This is a genomic window from Pseudomonas sp. SWRI18, assembly GCF_014268345.1.
GTDB lineage: Bacteria > Pseudomonadota > Gammaproteobacteria > Pseudomonadales > Pseudomonadaceae > Aquipseudomonas > Aquipseudomonas cedrina.
Genome location: NZ_JACCQQ010000001.1, coordinates 253,811 through 272,340 on the forward strand (window position 1 = coordinate 253,811; position 18,530 = coordinate 272,340).

Here is an 18,530-nt window from a genome sequence, read left to right on the forward strand (position 1 = left end):
GGATTAACGGATAGCCAAGTACGTCATTGAGGACGCAGGATGATTCCCAGGTTTTTACTCGCAGTTGCCACACTGCTTCTGCTGACGGCGTGTGCCAAAGACGCCGCCAAACCCGAAGCGCCTGCCGAAGCAGAAGCTGAAGCAGACACGGCCGCCGTCGAGCTGCATTTCCACGCGATCAGCGGGCTTAACCCCGGTGCCGACGGCCAGGCCGCGCCGGTGCGGGTGCGCATTTTCGAGCTGAAAAACGCCGCCACGTTCGCCCGTTCCGATTACTTCGCGCTGGCGGACCGCGCGCAATCGACCCTGGGCCTGGACCTGCTGGACCAGGACGAAGTGGTGGTGCAGCCCGGCGCGCAACTGAGCATCCAGCGCGACCTCGACCCGTCCACGCGCCAGATCGGGCTGTTGGTGGGTTATCGAGAGTTGGACCGCGCGCAATGGCGCACGGTCATCAATGTGCCCGCGCGCCAATACACCGAATACCAGATCAGCCTCGATGTGCGTGCCGTGCGCGCCGACGTCGTGGCCTCCCCATCCAGCCCTGCCCAATAAGAAGCAATCGGAGCTCCCATGTCCTGGAACAATCGCGTGGTCTGGTCGGAAGGCATGTTCATCGGAACGCAGCACTTCCAGCAGCATGACCGTTACCTGGAAAACCTGATCGACGCCCGCAGCCGTCCGCTGTGCGCAGGCGCCTGGGGTTTTTCCGAGTTGCTGATCGACCAGGGCCTGCTGGCCCAGGGCAAGCTGGCAATTGTCTCGGCACGCGGCCTGTTGCCCGACGGCACGCCGTTCAATATTCCCCAGGATGACCTGGCGCCGAGCCCGCTGAATATCGACGACAACCTGCGCGACGGCCTGGTGTACCTGGCCCTGCCGCTCAAGCGCGCTGGCGCCCGCGATACCGTGGAGCAAGGCGAAGCCCTGGAAGCCGCGCGTTACGTGAGCCAGGTACGCGAAGTGCGTGACGATAACGCGCCGTTCGAAAACCGCGCCCCAGTGGCCGTCGGTTCACGTGCCCTGCGCTTGCTGACCGCCCAGGATGGCATCAGCGACTACGCCGCCGTGGGCCTGGTGCGCATCAAGGAAAAACGCGCCGACCGCGCGCTGGTGCTCGACGACACTTACATTGCGCCCGTACTCGACGTGGCCGCGAGCAAGCCGCTTACCGCGTTTCGCAGTGAATTGCTCGGCCTGCTGCACCAGCGCGGCGAAGCCCTGGCCGGCCGCGTGGTTGCGTCGGGCGCCGGTGGTGCGTCGGAGATTGCCGATTTCATGCTGCTGCAACTGGTCAACCGTGCGCAACCGCTAGTCCAGCATTTGAGCCAACTGAGCCCGTTGCACCCCGAGCGCTTCTACAGCGAATTGGTCAGCCTGGCCGGCGAGTTCTCTACCTTTTCGACCTCGGGCCGTCGCCCCCAGGAATACCCGCAGTACCAGCATGACGACTTGGCCCTGAGTTTCGCTCCAGTGATGGCCGCGCTGCGCGAAGCGCTGTCGATGCTGATCGACAGCAAGGCCACGCCGATCCCGATTGTCGAGAAAGCCTACGGTGTCCACGTGGCCATGCTGGCCGACAAAACCTTGCTCGACAGCGCCAGTTTCATTCTGGTAGTGCGTGCCGATGTGCCCGGCGAAACCCTGCGCGCGCGTTTCGGCCAGCAGAGCAAAGTCGGCTCGGTGGAACACATCCGCGACCTGGTCAACCTGCAACTGCCGGGCATCAGCCTGTTGCCGTTGCCGGTGGCGCCACGCCAACTGCCGTACCACGCGGGCTCGACCTATTACGAGCTCGATCGTGGCAGCGAGCACTGGCAACAGCTGAGCAATTCCGGCGGTTTCGCTTTCCACATCGCCGGGCAGTTCCCGGGCTTGAACCTGGCCTTCTGGGCGATCCGAGGATAATCCGCGATGCACCCCAACGACGATGACCGCACCCAGTTCATGCCGCGTCCGGGTGGCCGGGCGCCGGAACCTGCGCGTGCCGAGCCTGCGCCTTTGGCGATGCCGGCCGCGCCGATGCTCACCGGCAAGAGCCACGGCCTGAACCCGCTGGAAAGCGCCGCCGGCCCGCTGCTCGCCTTGCTGACGCGCCTGCGCAACACCATCGCCCACCCCGCGCCAGCCAGCCTGCGGGCGCAGTTGCTGGCCTACCTGCGCCAGTTCGAAGAGCGCGCCGAAGCCGCCGGCATCGCCCGCAACGAAGTGCTGCTGGCCCGTTACGCGCTGTGCACCGCGCTGGATGAAGCGGTGTTGAGCACACCCTGGGGCAGCACCAGTGATTGGGGTAAGCAAAGCCTGCTGATCACCGTGCACAACGAAGCCTGGGGCGGCGAAAAGGTCTTCCAGCTGCTTGAGCACTGCCTGCAAAGCCCGCGCGAACGCCTCTACCTGCTGGAGCTGTTGTACCTGTGCATGTGCCTGGGTTTCGAAGGCCGCTATCGCGTGATGAACGACGGTCGCAGCCAGCTGGAGGCCCTGCGCGAACGCACCGCCGCGGCCATTCGCAGCGCCCGTGGCGAACACGAGCGCGAACTGTCGCCGCACTGGCGCGGCGTGACCGTGGCGCGTGATCGCCTGGCGCAATTCATGCCGCCGTGGATCGCCGTGGCCATCGGCCTGGCGCTGCTGTTGGCGCTGCTGTTTGTCTTGCGCCTGTTGCTGGCGGCTGACGCCGAGCCGGTATTCAAGAATATCCATGCGCTGGGCGAAATCCCGGTGCAAGCCATCGACCGTCCGGTGGCGCAGCCCAAAGTCATCGAGCGGCCGCGCCTGGCGGGCTTCCTCGCTGAAGAAATCAAGGCCGGCCGCGTCGCCGTGGAAGATAAGGTCGACCGCTCGGTGGTGACCATTCGTGGCGATGAACTGTTCGCCTCCGCCAGCGCCAGCATCGTCGACGATTATCAGCCATTGATGCTGCGCATTGCCGACGCTATCCGCAAGGTCAAGGGCCAGGTGCGCGTTACCGGGCACAGCGACAACCGCCCGATTGCCACGCTGCGCTTTCCGTCCAACTGGGCCTTGTCCGAAGCACGGGCCAAGTCGGTGCTGGACATTCTGGCGGCCAAGACCGGCCAGGCCGATCGCTTCAGTGCCGAGGGCCGCAGCGACACCGAGCCATTGGCGACCAACGCAACAGCTGAAGGCCGTGCCCGCAATCGTCGGGTTGAAATCACCGTATTGGCGGAGGGCGTCGAGTGAAGGCGTTGTTCAGTTTCATGATTCGCTGGGTGATTCCCGTGCTGGGCCTGATCGCCCTGAGCCTGATCATCTGGTTTGTCGGGCCATTGCTGGATGTGCTGGTGCCGGAAGGACGCCGTTGGGCGCTGATCGTCCTGGTGTTTGCGCTGTGGATCGCCTACCGCGTGTTGCGCATCGTCCAGGCGCGGCGCCAGGCCGCCGAAGTGATGCGCAGCCTGGCCGCCGAAACCCCGGCCGACCCGAACAGCGTCGCCACCGCCGAAGAACTCACCACCCTGCGCCAGCGCATGGACGAGGCCCTGGCGCTGCTGAAAAAGGCCAAGCTGGGCGGTGATGAACGGCGCAATCTCTACGAGCTGCCGTGGTACGTGATCATTGGCCCACCGGGCTCGGGCAAGACCACGGCGCTGGTCAATTCGGGGCTGCATTTCCCGCTGGCCGCGCAGTTGGGCGCAGGTGCCGTGCGTGGCGTTGGCGGTACGCGCAACTGCGACTGGTGGTTTACCGACCAAGCCGTCTTGCTCGACACGGCAGGCCGCTACACCACCCAGGACAGCAACTCCACGGTGGATAAAGCCGCGTGGCTGGGCTTTCTCGACCTGCTGAAAAAGCAGCGCTCGCGGCGGCCCATCGACGGTGCATTCATTGCCATCAGCCTCTCGGACTTGCTGCTCGGCACCGACGCCGAGCGGGCCGCCCACGCCGCGGCGATCCGCCTGCGTATCCAGGAGCTGTACACCCAGCTGGGCGTGCGCTTTCCGATCTACCTGATGCTGACCAAGCTCGACCTGGTGCCGGGCTTCATGGAGTTCTTCGACAACCTGAGCAAGGAAGACCGCGCCCAGGTGTGGGGCATGACCTTTGCCCTGGACGACGGCAAAAACAGCGACAGCCCGCTGGCGCACCTGCAAAGCGAATTCGCCGGCCTGGAACAGCGCCTCAACGAACGCCTGGTGGAGCGCCTGCAACAAGAGCGCGACCCGGCGCGGCGCGACCTGATCTACGGCTTCCCGCAGCAGTTCGGTGCATTGAAGGATTGCCTGCAAAGCTTCCTTGAAGGCGTGTTCAAGCCCAATGCCTTTGAAGAACGCGTGCTGCTGCGCGGCGTGTACTTTACCAGCGGAACCCAGGAAGGCAGCCCGATCGACCGCCTGATCGGCGCCATGGCCCAGAGCATGAACCTGGACCGCCAGCACCTGGCGCGCCAGAGCGGCACCGGGCGCAGCTACTTCATCGAAAAGCTGTTCACCGCGGTGGCGTTTGCCGAACGTGGCTTGGTGGGGGTGAACCCCAAGGTCGAACGGCGCCGCAAATGGATTGCGCGTGGGGTGCTGGCCGCCACCGTGGCATTGGTCGTGGTGGTCAGCGGCCTGTGGTGGGTGAGTTATCGCGCTAACCAGGCGTATATCGCGCAAGTCGACCAGAAGGTCGCGCCGCTGGGCCAGGCCGTGCAGAACCTGAGCCCGGCGCAGCGCGAAGTGCTCGCGGTGCTGCCACTGCTCAACGCGGTGAAGAACCTGGCGGGCGATTCGCCAAGCTGGTCCGAAGGCCTCGGCCTGTATCAGGGCGACATGCTTGAAGCCGAGTCGGCCAGTGTCTACCGCAAGCTGTTGATTGCCGTGTTCGCGCCCCGCCTGGTGACCCGCATCGAAGAACAACTGCACGGCGGCGGCAATTCCGACTTCCTCTACGAAGGCCTCAAGGCCTACTTGATGCTCGCCGACACCGAGCATTACGACCCTGACTTCATCAAGGCCTGGATCGCCCTCGATTGGGACCGCAACCTGCCGCGCGACCTGCCGGCCGATCAGCGCCAGGCGTTGGCCGGGCACCTGCAGGCCCTGTTCGAACGCCACCCGCCGAGTGCGCGCCTCGACCCGCGCCTGATCGACGATCTGCGCCGCCAATTGCAACAGCTGCCGGTGGCGCAACGCGTCTACGACCGGGTCAAACGCCAGAAACTGCCGGAAGGCATTCCAGATTTTCGCATCAACGAAGCCGCCGGCCGTGATGCGGCGCTGGTGTTCAGCCGCAAGAGCGGCAAGCCGCTGGGCGAGCCGCTGAGTGGCTTCTTCACCGCTAAGGGCTATCGCCAGGCGTTCCTGTTGAGCAGCCTGAACCAGACCGGCACCCTGGCTGAAGAGCAATGGGTACTTGGCCACGAGCAGGCCGACCAGCAGAACGTAGCCAGCCTGGCCGCCGATGTGCGCCGCCTGTACTTCCAGGATTACCAGCGCCAGTGGGATGCCTTGCTCGCGGATATCGACTTTGTGCCGATCACCAGCGTGGCCCAGGCGGCCGATGTGCTGCGGGTGATTTCCGGCCCCACCTCGCCGCTGAAAAAACTGCTGGTAGCCGTGGCGAAGGAAACCGATCTGCAAGCTGAAGAACGCCAATTGGTCGCCAAAGGCGTGCCGGTGGAAGGCGGCGTCGATAAGCTCAAGGAGCGCCTCGGCAGCCTGCTCGGCCAGGAACAACCGAGCGCCAATGCACCTGCCGCCATGGATGACCCGGTGACGGCGCACTTTGCCGAACTCAACAGCATTGTCAGCAAGAACGAAGGCGAACCGGCAGCCATCGACGGCCTGCTCACGGACATGAACGCGCTGTATGTGCAGGTCAGCGCCATGGTCGGTGCCAGTGGCGATGCCTTGCTGGGCGAGGCGAAGAACCAGGCGGCGGCTGCGGCGACGCGGGTCAGCCTGAATGCCGAACGCCAGCCGCCGCTGGTGCAAGGCATGGTCAAGTCGGTGGTCAACTCCACCACCAACAGCATGATGGGCGGGGTGCGTAACCAGCTGAACGCGGCCTGGGTCAGCGAAGTGGTCAACGTGTATCGCCAGTCCCTGGCCGGGCGTTACCCGATGTCGCCGGGCAGTGCGCGTGACGCCACCCTGGATGACTTCGGTCAGTTCTTCGGCGTGGGCGGGGTGATGGATAACTACTTTCGCAAATACCTGCAACCCTACGTGGATACCTCGGCGCAGACCTGGCGCTGGCAGCCGGGCGCGGCGCAGAAGCTGGGGATTGCACCGGGTGTGCTGCAAACCTTCCAGCGTGCCGCGATGATTCGTGACGCGTTCTTCAGGTCGGGGGGCACCCAGCCCATCGTGCGTTTCGAACTCAAGCCCGTGTCGATGGATCCGACCATCACCCAGTTCCTGCTGGACCTGGACGGCCAGCAATTGAGCTACGACCACGGCCCGAGTCGCCCGGTGGCGATGCAATGGCCGAACCCCGGCAGCATTGGCGTGGTGCGCATTTCGATCATGCCGCCCTCGGCCAGCGGCCGCTCCGGCGTGACCCTGGACGGGCCGTGGGCCTGGTTCCGTCTGCTGGAGCAATCGGACCTCACCGCCGGTAATTCGCCGGACCGCTTCAACCTGCGCCTGCGCGTCGACGGTGCGAGCATCGCCTACGAGCTGCGCGCCAACAGCGCCTTCAACCCGTTCAAGAGCCGCGTGCTCAGCGGCTTCAGCCTGCCGGAGCGGCTATGACGACGCTGGGTTTCTACGGCAAGTTGGCCAGTCGTGGGGATTTCGTCAGCCGTGCCTTGCCCCAGAGTTTTGTCGGCCCGTGGGACAGCTGGCTGGCGGCGGGGTTGCTCGCCAGCCAGAACAGCCTCGGCGGCGAGTGGCTCGACGTGTACCTGGTCAGCCCGTTGTGGCGCTTCGTGCTGGCGCCGGGTGTGTGTGGGCCGGACGCGGCGGCGGGCGTGGTGATGCCGAGCATCGACCGCGTCGGACGGTATTTTCCGCTGGCGGTGGTGGCTTTGCTCGATCACGACACCAACCCGGCATCCTTGGTGGGCGGGCCCGACACGTGGTTCGAACAGGCCGAAGCGTTGCTGCTCAGCACCCTGGATGCAGGCGCGACCTTCGAACAGTTCAATGAAGGCCTCGATAACTTGGGCCTGCCAGCCACTGAACCGCGTGCGGTGGACAGCCGCTTCGCCGGCCTGCAACGCATGGCCGCTACCGAGCCGCATCAGCGCCTGGCCGCGCTGGCGGAGCAGGCCTGCGAGGGTGCGAGCCTGTGGTGGGGCCGTGGTTCGCAGCGTATTTCCCCCGGTTTATTGCGGTGTCAGGGACTGCCTGCCGCCGGCGATTTTGCGCAGTTTTTGCTCGGACAAGAAGGTGTGGTGTAGATGGGCGCGACGTACAAATCCGCGAGCAAAAGCCATGTGGGCATGGTGCGCCAGGTCAACGAAGATGCTTGCCTGGACCTGCCGGAGAATCGCCTGTGGGTGGTGGCAGACGGCATGGGCGGGCACGCCGCGGGCGATTACGTCAGCAGCCTGATCGTCGACAGCCTGCGCAGTGTGCCGCTGGGGCGTTCTTTGGAGGAATACTCGGCGGCGTTGCGCAACGACCTGATCCGCATCAACGCCGCCGTGCGCGAAGAAACCGCCAACCGTGGCGTGAGCATGATGGGCAGCACCGTGGTGCTGCTTGCCGCCCGGGGCTTGCGCGGCGTGTGCCTGTGGGCCGGCGACAGTCGCCTGTACCGCCTGCGCGACGGGGTGTTGGAGAGTCTTTCGCGCGATCACAGTTATGTGCAGGACCTGCAAGACAGCGGCCTGCTCAGCGAGGCCGACGCCCGCAGCCATCCGCGCGCCAATATCGTCACCCGCGCCGTCGGCGTGGAAGCCCAGCTTGAAGTGGCCGTGCTCGACCTGCTGATTGCCCCCGGTGACAGTTACCTGCTGTGCAGCGACGGCCTGAACAAGACCATTGAAGACCATGAGATCCGCGAAGTCCTCAGCCATGATGCGCCGGATGAAATCGTGCGCAGCCTGGTGCACCTGGGGCTCAACCGAGGCGCGCCGGACAACATCACCGCCATCGTCGTGAAGGTATCGTCATGAACTTTGTCATCCCTGGTTATGACATCGAAGGCGAGATCGGCGAAGGCGCCATGGCCAGCGTCTACCTGGCGACCCAGCGTTCGCTGGAGCGCAAAGTGGCGCTCAAGATCATGGCGGCGGCACTGGCCGCCGACCCGACCTTTTGCGAGCGTTTCCTGCGCGAGGGCAAGACCCTCGCGCGCCTGTCGCACCCGCACACAGTGACCATCCATGACATCGGCAACGTCGGTGAGCTGTATTACATGGCCATGGAATACCTGCCCAACGGCACGCTCAAGGAGCGCATTGCCGCCGGCCTGACGCCGGAACAGGGTGTGACGCTGATCCGCCAGATTGCCTCGGCGCTGGGCTATGCCCATGCCCAAGGCCTGGTGCACCGCGATGTGAAACCGGCGAACATTCTGTTCCGCGCCGATGGCACGGCAGTGCTGTCGGACTTCGGCATCGCCAAGTCGCTGGACGACCGCACCCAATTTACCCAGGCCGGGTTCGCCGTGGGCACGCCGAGTTATATGAGCCCTGAACAGGCGCGCGGCCAGGAGATCGATGGCCGCGCGGACCTGTATGCGCTGGGCGTGGTGCTCTACGAGATTCTGGTCGGCGAGCTGCCTTACCGTGGCACCGATGCGCTTTCGACGGCACTCGCGCACCTGACTGAGCCGTTGCCGGAATTGCCGGTGCACCACGGCCGCTACCAGGAGGTGCTGCGCAAGTTGCTGGCCAAGGACCCGGCGGAGCGTTTCGCGGATGCGGCGGCGTTGCTGCGGGCTCTGGATAACCTGCCGGGGGAGTCGCCGGAGGCCACGCTGGTACGACCGCTGCCGATCCCGATGAGTTTTGATTTGGCCGGCATCACCCCGCAATCCATCGAGATACCCACCGACAGACCCCAGGCGGCGCGCCAGCCGGTGGTGACGCCGACGCAGCACCCTGCAGTGTCCGAGCAGCGCCGTGGGCCGGTGTTGGCGTTGGCCGCCGTTGCAGTGGCGGTGGCGTTGGCCATTGGTGGCGCCAGTTATGGGTGGTTGAGCGCCGGCGATGAGCCTGCCAAACCGCCCGCTGCGGTGCTGCCGAAGGTGACGCCACCACCGCCTGCGGTCGCTGAAGTCGACGGCGGTCAGCGCCCGCTGTTGATGGCGGGCAAGAAGACCCTGTTTCAACGCGTCCTCAGCAAACCGGGGGCCAAGCTCTCGAATGAAGCGGGCAGCGCCGCCGGCAAAGCCCTGCCGGCGTTCTCGGTGCTCTACGTTTACCAGCGCAAAGACGTCGACGGCAGCCCGTGGGTGCGTGTCGGTGCTGCCACCGACGGGCGCAGCGATGGTTGGCTGCCTGCGGCTCAGGTCAGCGACTGGAAACAGAGCCTGGTACTGAAGTTCACCGAACGCTCGGGCCGGGCGCCGGTGATGTTCCTGCGCCAATCCAGCGAAGTGGAAAAACTGCTGGCCGATCCTGCGGCGGCCAAAGGTGCATTGGCCAAGGCGCAGAAGAACAGCGAAGACAATAGCCAGATCCTCGCCCTGGAACCGACCGCCAGCGCGGTGCCGCAGAACCAGTTCTACCTGCTGCCGATCTTCGACTCCAAAGAAAGCTTCGACGAGAACGGCCAGCCGGTGCAGTTGCTCAATGTGGCCTCCATCGATCCCGGCAGCAGCGCCGCCAAACCGTCCACGCCGGTGATCAATGCGAACGCCGATGCCTTCCGCACGGCCGTGGTACTGGTGGTCGATACCACCGTGTCGATGCAGCCCTACATCGACCAGATCCGCGACGTGGTGCACGAGCTGCAAACCCGTATCGGCGAGCGCGGCGAGCTGGACAGCGTCAGTTTCGGCATGGTGGGGTTTCGCAACAGCATCAAGAAGACCCCAGGCCTGGAGTACGTGGCCAAGACCCTGATCACCCTCGACCAAGGCCGCGATCCGCAACGCTTCCTCGACATGGCGCGCCAGGTCAAGGCGTCCACCGTGTCGAGCCATTCGTTCAACGAAGATGCGTTCGCCGGGGTGATGCAAGCGGTGAACGGCATGGATTGGTCCGGTTACGGCGGGCGCATCATCCTGTTGGTCACCGATGCCGGTGCACTGCGCAAGAACGACCCGTTTGCCACGACCCAAATGAACGAAGCCGAAGTGCGCCAGGCTGCGCTGGGCAAGCAGATCAAGATCTATGCCCTGCACCTGCGCACCGACGCCGGCAAGAAAACCCATGCCGGTGCCGAGAGCCAATACCGCATCCTCACCGCTGACGCCAACCCGCAGATCGGCGACCTTTACACGCCGGTGCCCGGTGGCGATGTACGCAAGTTGGGGGAACGCGTGGATGAAGTCGGCACGGTATTCGCCAACCTCGTGCACCAAGTGCGCAGCAATACGCCGCAACCGGTGCCGTTGCTGAGCAGCGCGCCTAGCCTTGCGGATAAATCCGCGGCGGTCGGCTATGCCATGCACATGGATTTCCTCGGCCGCAAAAGCGCGAGCCAGGCGCCGCAACTGGTCAGCGCCTGGACCGCCGACCGCGACCTGACCAACCCCGCGCTGCCGGCATTCCAGGTGTGCGTGATGCTGACCAAATTGCAGCTCAACGACCTGCAGCAGTCGCTGAAGCTGATCGTCGATGCCGCACGCAAGACCCAGACGTCACCCAAGGATTTCTTCCAGGAAATCGCCAGCGCTTCGGCCTACATGAGCCGCGACCCACAGGCCTTGCGCAAGGGCGGCAACCTGGCCGACGGCGGCATTCTCGGCGAGTACCTGGAAGGCCTGCCGTACCGCAGCAAGTCACTGAACATGACCCAGGACTTGTGGCTATCGTTGAGCGTGGCCGAGCAGGAAGACTTCATCGACGAGCTGGATTCGAAGATCCGCCTGTATGAAACCTTCCACAACGACCTGGCCAATTGGGTCCGTTTCGGCGACGCTGAGCCGGGCGATGCGCTGTACCGCGTGCCGTTGTCGACGCTGCCGTGATGCTGAACCTGAGCGCGGTGCACAAGAGCCGGGGCGTCGGAAGCCAGCGCTACAGCCTGGTGATTCCGGCGCTGGCGCTGCGCGCGGGTGAGCAAGTGGCGATTGTCGGGCCGAGCGGCTGTGGCAAGAGCACCTTGCTGGACCTGTTGGCGCTGGTACTGGCGCCGGATCAGGTCGGGCAATTTGAATTCAACCGGCAGGACATCGCCGGGTTGTGGCGGGCGGATAAGCAATCCACCTTGGCCGCGCTGCGCAGTCAGCATCTGGGCTATGTGCTGCAAACCGGTGGCTTGCTGGGCTTTCTCGATGTGCGCGGCAATATCGCGCTGTCCCGGCAACTGCTGGGCTTGAAGGACGACGGCAGCGTGGCGCGCCTGGCCGAGCAATTGGAGATCGGCGATCAGTTGGCCAAGAAGCCGGCTGCGCTTTCCGTGGGCCAACGCCAGCGGGTCAGCTGTGCCCGTGCGTTGGCCCATGCGCCGCAACTGGTGCTGGCGGACGAACCGACGGCCTCACTCGACCCCTTGAACGCCGAGCGCGTGATGCACGCCTTGCTGGCCCAGGCCCGCGAGCACCGTGCCGCCTGTGTGATCGCCACCCATGACGAGCCGCTCGCCCGCGCCAGTGGCTTGCAGGTGCGGCGCATCAGTTGCCGTCGCGACACCGACGGCGGCGTCACCGCCACCCTCGGGGAGGCGTGCTGATGCGCATCGGTCTGGTGGCGTCGCTGGCCTGGCAGGACTATCGCAACGATGCCTGGCTGTCCGCCTGTTCGGTACTGGCGCTGGTCGCCGTTATCGCGCCGTTGCTGGTGTTATTCGGCCTGAAGTTTGGACTGGTTAGCAGTTTGACCGAACGTTTGCAGACCGATCCCGCCACCCGTGAAATTATTCCGCTGGGCGGTGGTCGATTCAGCAGCGTCTTTATCGAGCAACTCGGCCAGCGCGCCGATGTGGCGTTCGCCATACCGCGTACGCGGCAGATTGCGGCGACGGCGCAGGTGGGCACGTTGGCCCTGGAAATGCTGCCGACTGCGACCGGCGACCCATTGCTCGCCGGGCTACCGGTGCCAAGGGGCCTGGACCAGATCGTGTTGAGCCACACCGCCGCCGAGAAGCTGGCGGCGCGGCCTGGGGATTGGCTGCAAAGCAGTTTTGCGCGGCAAGTGGCGGGGCGCGTGGAGGCCCAGCGCACGCGCGTGCAGGTGCTGGCGGTGCTGCCGTTGGAAGCCTTTGCCCGTGACGGGTTGTTTGCCGACTTGCAGCTGCTGGAAGCCGTTGAAGATTACCGCGATGGCCGTGCAGTGCCGACATTGGGGTGGGCCGGCGATGAGGTGGGTGTGAGCGAGCAGCGTGTGTATCCGGCGTTTCGCCTGTATGCGCGCAGCCTCACCGACGTGGAGCCGCTGCGCGTGTTTTTCGCCGGGCAGAATCTGCTGGTGTCGACCCAGGCGCAGACTATTGCGCAGGTGCAGTCGTTGAGCCGCAATCTGTCGATTGTGTTTTGGGTAATCTGTGGGCTGGCGCTGGCGGGGGCATTCGCGGCGATCTTTGCTGGCGCGCTGGCAGCGGTGGCGCGCAAGCGGCGGGAATTGTCGGTGTTGCGCCTGTTGGGGTTTTCCACCGGTGGGCTGTTGTTGTTTGTGGTGCTGCAGGCGCTCTATAGCGCAGGCTTTGCCGCCGTGCTCAGCGCCGGGCTGTATGGCCTGGCCGAGGCGAGCTTGAATAAATTATTCGTGCAGGTGCCGGGCGAACACGCCAGCCGCCTGCTGGCGCATCATTACGGCCTGGCCCTGGTTGCAGTCCTCGGCGTCAGCGCCGTGGCGGCGGCCTGTGGCGGTTGGCGAGTGGCGCGTATCCAGGCTTCTGAAGGAATCAGAGATGTATAAGTTACTGGGCGCCTGTGTGGCGCTGACCTTGGCTTCGATGGCCTGGGCCGATGAAGCGAGCGACAAGCTCGACAACCCCAGGCCGTTGCCGGATGACGTGAGCCTGCCGCTGCCGTGCGAAGGCAATATGGTGTTCCGCTATGCCTACGTATTGGCCCAGGGCACGCTGGACGACCGCGAGATCAGCCTCGGCTACCCGTTTGCCGAAGGTGAGGCGGGCTACCAGCAGTCGTTTATTTCCGGTTACCGCCGCGACTTTATCAACGGCCAGTTCACCCTCAAGGACTTGCCCAAGGACTGGAATAAAGTCATCGCGCCCTTGATGCCGAAGACCGATGCCAAGACCCCGCTCAAGCCGATGCTGTATTTCATCGGCAAGTACGAAGTGACTGCGCGCCAATATGCCCAAGTCATGTCCCAGGCGCAGTCCCTGGCCAGTGGCGAACCGGCGCCGGCGTGCGATGCACCCACCGGCATGGCTGGGCGCTTGCCCAAGGTGAAGCTGTCGCGCTTTGAGGCCGAGCGCTTCTCGGCGGTGTACAGCGCCTGGTTGATGAAATACCACCGCGAGCTGTTGCCGGTGAGTGGGCGCGGTTCGTCGGCCGAAGACGGCGGCCTGGGTTTCGTGCGCCTGCCTACCGAAGTGGAATGGGAATTCGCCGCACGCGGTGGCCAGGCCGTGAGCCGTCAGGACCTGGAAGGGCGGCTGTTCCCGCGCCGCGTCGAAGGCAGCGAAAGCGACGGCCCGCTCGGCGATTACGCCGTGTTCAATCAGGTCGCCGGCGGCACCGGCCAGGCCGCGCGCCTGATGCCCATCGGCACCAAATTGCCCAACCCGATCGGCCTGTTCGATGTGATCGGCAACGCAGCGGAAATGGTCCAGGAGTCGTTCCAACTGGTGCACGCCGGGCGTCGCCAGGGCACCTATGGCGGCTTTGTGGTCAAGGGCGGCAATTACCTGGAAGGCGAGGGCACGTTGTTCACCGGCATGCGTCGCGAGTACCCGTTGTTTGCCGCCGATGGCACCGAGCAAAGCAACGAGACCACGGGGTTTCGCGTAGCGATTGGTGCGCTGTCGGCGCCGCGATCGCGCTACAAGGAGCTGTTCGCCCAGTGGCAGAAAGAAGGCCGTCTGGCGTCGCTGACCGATGCCATCGATGACGCCCAGGACCCGACCAAGCGCCTGGACAGCATTATCGCCGCCAGCGTCGACCCCAAGCTGCAAGCCGAGTTGGGGCTGGTCAACGAAGAGCTCAAGCGCAACGTCTCGCTGATCGCCCAGCAACGCGAGGAAGCGGCGGGCAACCTGATTCAGTCGGCCGCCCTGGTGGCGGAGACCATCGCCAACTACAACATCCGCCTGGCCAACCTGCAAAAGAGCCGACAGCAGGCCATCGACGCCAAGGATGAGCCCAGCGCGAAGCTGTTTGACATAGCCCTTGCCAATGGCCGCAGCGCCCTCGACGGCGCGGTGGCGATCTATATCGACAACCTGGCCACCGGCACGCGCTACACCGATGCGGTGATCCAGGCGCAGTTTCAACGGATCAAGGAAGAGTTGGATCGCAAGCCTGTGCTCGGCAAGAGCCTGGTAACGCGCGCAACACTGTTCGTTCGCCATGTCGGCGACTACCGCAAGCAACAGCGGGCCGACCCGGCAGCGATCTTGAAGGAATTGCTCGCAGCGAGCGGTCAGCGATGATCGCTGGCTGTATGGCGAGCTTGGAAGGGACTCAGACGGCGGTGGGCCGTACTGGGCAAGTCAAACTTAAACGAGAACACACCTATGCTTTTTTCCCGTAAGGCGGTTTCCAAGCGTCACTTGCTGCTGATCGCGGCCGGTTTCAGCACTGTGCTGACCGGTTGCGCCACGTCGCCGGCCTCCAAGGTCGCGTCGAGCACCAAGGTCGAGTACTACCCCAACTGCTACGAGCCGGTGCAGCACTTGCGTGCGACCGATTCGAACATGACCCAGTCGGTCGTGACCGGCGCGGCCATCGGCGCGGCGGGCGGTGCACTGCTCGGTGCGTTGACCGGCGACAAAGAAAAACGCGGCCGTAACGCGGCCATCGGTGCCGCCGGCGGCGCCCTGGCGGGCGGCGCTGCGGGTTACTACACCGAGCGTCAGAAGCAGATCGCTGATGACAATCAACGCATTGCGTCGTACGCGACTGACGTCAACAAGCGTGCCTCCGACATCGACCGCAGCACCGCGTACGCCAAGGCGTCGCAGCAGTGCTACCAGAGCGCGTTCACCAAGCTGGTGGCCGACCGCAAAGCCAAGACTGTCAACGACAGCGAAGGCCGCAAGCGCCTGGCGGAAATTGTGTCGGGCCTGAAGGAGTCCAATGACCTGATCGTCGCGGTCAACGGCAAAGCCGCCGAAGACCTCAACAACTACACCCAGGCCTATGAGAAAGACCTGCAGCAAGTGGGCGTGCAGCGTAATGATGTCGTGACCGTTGCGACCGCTGACACCACGCCTGTTGTCGCGCCGACCAAAGGTAAGAAGCCGGTCAAGGTTGCGAAAAAGCCGCCTCTGCCAGTCGTACCGAAAGAAGCGGTCGCCACCGAGAAAACCCTTCAGGCGGCAACGGCGAAGCAAGCTGAAAGCAAACAGGTTGCCAGCGCGGGTGATTCGCAGCTCAAACTCAACTGCACCAACCCGAACCTGGCCGACTGGGCGCCAGTGCCGTGCCCTAACGTTTAAGTAACATGCTGCTATAAGCGTCAAACGCCAGCCGATCTTCCGCTAATGCGCAAGATCGGTGGCGTTCTTTTTGCAAATCGTTAAACTGCTGCGGCCACTCAATAATTACACCGAGGCCGTGTGCATGAAATTTCGTCTTCTGCTGTGGGTGCTGGGCCTGATGATGGGCAAAGCCAGCCGCACCAATCCTGCCTTCCAGCAGCAACTGGGTGACAAAGACCTGGCCTTCCAGCTGCAGACCCTCGACGGCAAGGTTGCCCGCCACTTCATCGTCAAAGACCAGCGCATCACCAGCCGCTCGGGTGTCCACCCTGCGCCGGCGTTTGCTATTGCCTTCAAGGATGCCGCCTATGGTTTTGCCACGCTGCAGGCGAAGAACAAACAGCTGGCATTTATGACGGGAATCCAGGACAAGTCGATCCAGATCAAGGGCAACCCGGCGCTGGTGATCTGGTTCCAGGGGTTGACCAAGTATTTGAAGCCGAAGAAAAAGAAGAACTGAGTTTTTCAGTCAGACCGAGGTGAGTTCTTCGCGAGCAAGCCCGCTCCCACATTCAACCGAGTTCCAGCCTTGGAATGCGGTCAACTGTGGGAGCGGGCTTGCTCGCGAATGCGGTTTAACAGACTACAGATTTATCCCTGGCTGAACCGGGAAGCGATTTCACTGCCTTCGCTCCAACCAGAAAGATCCTACTGACTCTGCGAGTTGCAGCCCAAAGCCCATCGCGCTAACCTCCTTCGCGTCGCTGCTCATCAGCGACCGGGCCTGGAAACCCGATGCTTAAGGACGCTACAGCGTCGTCAACCAATCAGCAGGCGCTTTTTTTATGCCTGATGTTTGTGCTTTTTGGCGGCTGTGCGTGGGAGACCCTCGGGTCTGCCGGGTTCCTTTTGCCTCGGTTTCCAGCCCGCGTACAGCTGCCACCTTTCGCCTGGAAACGTTCGGTGCAGCTCTTTTTGTTCATGCAAAGGGAGTTAGTTATGCCTTACGAAAAACCTTTTACCCCCACCTCAACAAAAACCATTGGCGCCGCCACCTTCGCAGACTGTGGCGAGAACAAAAGCCATTTAAAGCTCTTCCGTGTAAACGCAGGTGTCCCGCTTCGGGAAGCTGTCGAACACGCCGCGCATGTGCTTGGCCTGGCGCAGATGCTCTCGCTTGAGGCCGCAATGGATCCCAGGGCGGAGAGGTTCGCGTTCGCTGCGCATTATCTGTGCGAAATGGGCAAAGCGATTCTTGATGATCTGCTTCTGGCGGTAGAGCCAGGTAAACCAGCTGCGCAGTAAATAGGGCTGAGGGGCTTCAGTCAGACCGAGGTGACTTCATCGCAGGCAAGCCAGCTCCCACAGGTGACGGTGTTCCAACTTTGGAATGCGGTTACCTGTGGGAGCTGGCTTGCCTGCGATAGCGGTCTGACAGGCGACGGATTCAGCCCTGGCTGAACTGGGACGCCAGCTCCCGCAACAACACCTCGGCATCCAGCACCTTGCCGACCACCTCTTCAGCCTTGTCACGGCTCAACCCCAACCGCTCCAGCAATGCATCCGGAATCGCTTCATCCGGCCCGGAGCCGATGCCGCGGCTGCGCAACAGGCGCACGGCCAGGCACACCAGGTTCGGGTACTCGGCATATTGGCCGTCGTACGTCGGGTCGTGCTGGAAGCGCAGGGCGGTGGACAGTTCGTCCGGCATGTCCCAGTAACGCATCAGCCAGGCACCGATCTGTTCGCGGCTGATGCCCAGCAAGTGTTGCTCGACGTAGCTGTGGCACAGGTGCGGGTTGACCTCCAGGTGCCGGCAGATCAGCGAGAAGTGCGGCGGGAACACGTGGGCCAGCAGCAGATAACCGAAGTTGTGCAGCAAGCCGGCCAGGTAGGTCAGGCCGGCTTCCGGGCGCTGGGCGCGGGGCATGGCGCGGGTCAGGCCTTCGATCACGGCGGCGGTGTAGATGGATTGGTGCCAGTACGGCGTGGCCTGGTGCGGGTGGTCCTTGGGCAGGCTCAGGGTCTTGCCCAAGGCCAGGCCCAGCGCCAGGTTTATCACCAGGTCAAAACCCAGCACGCGCACGATCGCGTCTTCCACCGAGCGGATCTTGCCCGGCGACGCGTAGTACGGCGACGCCGCCCAGCTCACGACCTGCGCGGCCAGCGCGGGATCGGTTTCCACCACGCTGGTGATGTCATCAATGGTGGCGTTGGGGTCGACACGCAGCTTGATGATCTTTTGCGCGGTATCCGCCAGCGGTGGGATCTCGATCGTCGCTTCCAGGCGCTGCTGGATACGGCGCGCGGTGAACGCTTGCATCGCCTGGGTGATTTCCTCGCGGTCATCGTTCGGGCGGTCGAGGTTGGGACGAATATTGCTCAGCGGCTCGCCAAAATGCGCGGCGCTGGCCTTGGTGAGCATGGTCTTGAAGGCATCGCTGGGGATGTCCAGCAGCAACCCGGCTTCGCCCGAGTGCACCAGCAGGCTCGGCTCGTCGAGCAGGCTGCCTTCGTACAGGCACGGCGAACTGGTGAGGGGCGGCAGGCCCGGCAGCAGGCTCAGGTCATGCTTGTCCAACATGCGCCTGACGCGATCCGGCGACACGGCCGTGAGGCGTCGCCCGGTGAGCTCGGTGAGGCGGTTGAGGTCGAGCAACTGGCTCTGCGGAAATAGCACCATCAGCGCACCCACCGCGTCTTCCAGCAAAACCGCCTGGACCTTTCGTGCAGGATTCAGGCCCGGTAGATCGGCGACTTCCGCGTAGGGGACGGCGAGTTTTGCGAGCAGAGCCCGAATGACCGGCGGGGCGGTCAGTGGGGCTGTGGCGAGGGCAACTTCTGACATGGCCTGATCCAATTTCGTACAGTCGTCGAAGTATAACCAGCTTGACACACCTGTAGGTCGGTTAA

General features: G+C 64.0%; 14 protein-coding genes. 13 read left to right on the forward strand and 1 reads right to left on the reverse strand.

The window, feature by feature from the left end; all coding sequences use genetic code 11:
• Window positions 1–39: 39 nt before the first annotated feature.
• From tssJ to H0Z09_RS01180, 13 genes are all read left to right on the forward strand, one after another.
• On the forward strand, window positions 40–555 hold the full coding sequence (gene tssJ / locus H0Z09_RS01120) for a type VI secretion system lipoprotein TssJ (protein ID WP_076952062.1): 516 nt from the start codon (window positions 40–42) through the stop codon (window positions 553–555).
• A gap of 18 nt (window positions 556–573) precedes the next feature.
• A complete protein-coding gene (gene tssK, locus H0Z09_RS01125) occupies window positions 574–1,908 on the forward strand; it encodes a type VI secretion system baseplate subunit TssK (RefSeq protein WP_076952061.1) in 1,335 nt (444 codons plus the stop codon).
• A gap of 6 nt (window positions 1,909–1,914) precedes the next feature.
• Window positions 1,915–3,204: a DotU family type VI secretion system protein gene (locus H0Z09_RS01130; protein WP_186686280.1), complete on the forward strand. Its 1,290-nt coding sequence runs from the start codon at window positions 1,915–1,917 to the stop codon at window positions 3,202–3,204.
• Window positions 3,201–6,701: a type VI secretion system membrane subunit TssM gene (gene tssM / locus H0Z09_RS01135; protein WP_186686291.1), complete on the forward strand. Its 3,501-nt coding sequence runs from the start codon at window positions 3,201–3,203 to the stop codon at window positions 6,699–6,701. Before H0Z09_RS01130 ends, tssM begins: the two co-directional genes overlap by 4 nt.
• Complete coding sequence (gene tagF, locus H0Z09_RS01140) at window positions 6,698–7,351, forward strand: type VI secretion system-associated protein TagF (protein WP_186686294.1); 654 nt, start codon at window positions 6,698–6,700, stop codon at window positions 7,349–7,351. The genes tssM and tagF overlap by 4 nt, the downstream gene beginning before the upstream one ends.
• The gene (locus H0Z09_RS01145) at window positions 7,352–8,071 is read left to right on the forward strand and encodes a protein phosphatase 2C domain-containing protein (RefSeq protein WP_186686297.1); all 720 of its coding nucleotides are present in this window, start codon (window positions 7,352–7,354) and stop codon (window positions 8,069–8,071) included.
• The gene (locus tag H0Z09_RS01150; protein WP_186686300.1) at window positions 8,068–11,037 is read left to right on the forward strand and encodes a serine/threonine-protein kinase; all 2,970 of its coding nucleotides are present in this window, start codon (window positions 8,068–8,070) and stop codon (window positions 11,035–11,037) included. Before H0Z09_RS01145 ends, H0Z09_RS01150 begins: the two co-directional genes overlap by 4 nt.
• The gene (locus tag H0Z09_RS01155) at window positions 11,037–11,741 is read left to right on the forward strand and encodes an ABC transporter ATP-binding protein (RefSeq protein WP_186686976.1); all 705 of its coding nucleotides are present in this window, start codon (window positions 11,037–11,039) and stop codon (window positions 11,739–11,741) included. Before H0Z09_RS01150 ends, H0Z09_RS01155 begins: the two co-directional genes overlap by 1 nt.
• Window positions 11,741–12,925 carry an ABC transporter permease gene (locus H0Z09_RS01160; protein WP_186686314.1) on the forward strand — a complete coding sequence of 395 codons (1,185 nt, stop codon included), beginning with the start codon at window positions 11,741–11,743 and terminating at the stop codon, window positions 12,923–12,925. Before H0Z09_RS01155 ends, H0Z09_RS01160 begins: the two co-directional genes overlap by 1 nt.
• Window positions 12,918–14,627 carry an SUMF1/EgtB/PvdO family nonheme iron enzyme gene (locus H0Z09_RS01165; RefSeq protein ID WP_186686325.1) on the forward strand — a complete coding sequence of 570 codons (1,710 nt, stop codon included), beginning with the start codon at window positions 12,918–12,920 and terminating at the stop codon, window positions 14,625–14,627. Before H0Z09_RS01160 ends, H0Z09_RS01165 begins: the two co-directional genes overlap by 8 nt.
• An 84-nt stretch (window positions 14,628–14,711) precedes the next feature.
• Window positions 14,712–15,635, forward strand: coding sequence for a type VI secretion system-associated lipoprotein TagQ (gene tagQ, locus H0Z09_RS01170; protein ID WP_186686327.1), 924 nt, complete (start codon window positions 14,712–14,714; stop codon window positions 15,633–15,635).
• 124 nt (window positions 15,636–15,759) lie between these two features.
• Window positions 15,760–16,137 (forward strand): helicase, encoded by a 378-nt coding sequence (locus H0Z09_RS01175; RefSeq protein WP_186686329.1) that lies wholly within the window; start codon window positions 15,760–15,762, stop codon window positions 16,135–16,137.
• A 479-nt stretch (window positions 16,138–16,616) separates the two neighbouring features.
• The gene (locus H0Z09_RS01180; RefSeq protein WP_186686978.1) at window positions 16,617–16,922 is read left to right on the forward strand and encodes a DUF3077 domain-containing protein; all 306 of its coding nucleotides are present in this window, start codon (window positions 16,617–16,619) and stop codon (window positions 16,920–16,922) included.
• 142 nt (window positions 16,923–17,064) lie between these two features.
• Here the strand turns inward: H0Z09_RS01180 and H0Z09_RS01185 are convergent, their stop codons facing one another.
• Window positions 17,065–18,465: an aminoacyl-tRNA deacylase and HDOD domain-containing protein gene (locus H0Z09_RS01185; RefSeq protein ID WP_076952051.1), complete on the reverse strand. Its 1,401-nt coding sequence runs from the start codon at window positions 18,463–18,465 to the stop codon at window positions 17,065–17,067.
• Window positions 18,466–18,530 lie beyond the last annotated feature (65 nt).

Excerpts from the sequence above, each read along its gene's own strand:
- tssJ (WP_076952062.1), top strand. The coding sequence starts at position 40 with ATGATTCCCAGGTTTTTACTCGCAGTTGCCACACTGCTTCTGCTGACG.
- tssK (WP_076952061.1), top strand. The coding sequence starts at position 574 with ATGTCCTGGAACAATCGCGTGGTCTGGTCGGAAGGCATGTTCATCGGA.
- H0Z09_RS01130 (WP_186686280.1), top strand. The coding sequence starts at position 1,915 with ATGCACCCCAACGACGATGACCGCACCCAGTTCATGCCGCGTCCGGGT.
- tagF (WP_186686294.1), top strand. The coding sequence starts at position 6,698 with ATGACGACGCTGGGTTTCTACGGCAAGTTGGCCAGTCGTGGGGATTTC.
- H0Z09_RS01145 (WP_186686297.1), top strand. The coding sequence starts at position 7,352 with ATGGGCGCGACGTACAAATCCGCGAGCAAAAGCCATGTGGGCATGGTG.
- H0Z09_RS01150 (WP_186686300.1), top strand. The coding sequence starts at position 8,068 with ATGAACTTTGTCATCCCTGGTTATGACATCGAAGGCGAGATCGGCGAA.
- H0Z09_RS01155 (WP_186686976.1), top strand. The coding sequence starts at position 11,037 with ATGCTGAACCTGAGCGCGGTGCACAAGAGCCGGGGCGTCGGAAGCCAG.
- H0Z09_RS01160 (WP_186686314.1), top strand. The coding sequence starts at position 11,741 with ATGCGCATCGGTCTGGTGGCGTCGCTGGCCTGGCAGGACTATCGCAAC.
- H0Z09_RS01165 (WP_186686325.1), top strand. The coding sequence starts at position 12,918 with ATGTATAAGTTACTGGGCGCCTGTGTGGCGCTGACCTTGGCTTCGATG.
- tagQ (WP_186686327.1), top strand. The coding sequence starts at position 14,712 with ATGCTTTTTTCCCGTAAGGCGGTTTCCAAGCGTCACTTGCTGCTGATC.
- H0Z09_RS01175 (WP_186686329.1), top strand. The coding sequence starts at position 15,760 with ATGAAATTTCGTCTTCTGCTGTGGGTGCTGGGCCTGATGATGGGCAAA.
- H0Z09_RS01180 (WP_186686978.1), top strand. The coding sequence starts at position 16,617 with ATGCCTTACGAAAAACCTTTTACCCCCACCTCAACAAAAACCATTGGC.
- H0Z09_RS01185 (WP_076952051.1), bottom strand. The coding sequence starts at position 18,465 with ATGTCAGAAGTTGCCCTCGCCACAGCCCCACTGACCGCCCCGCCGGTC.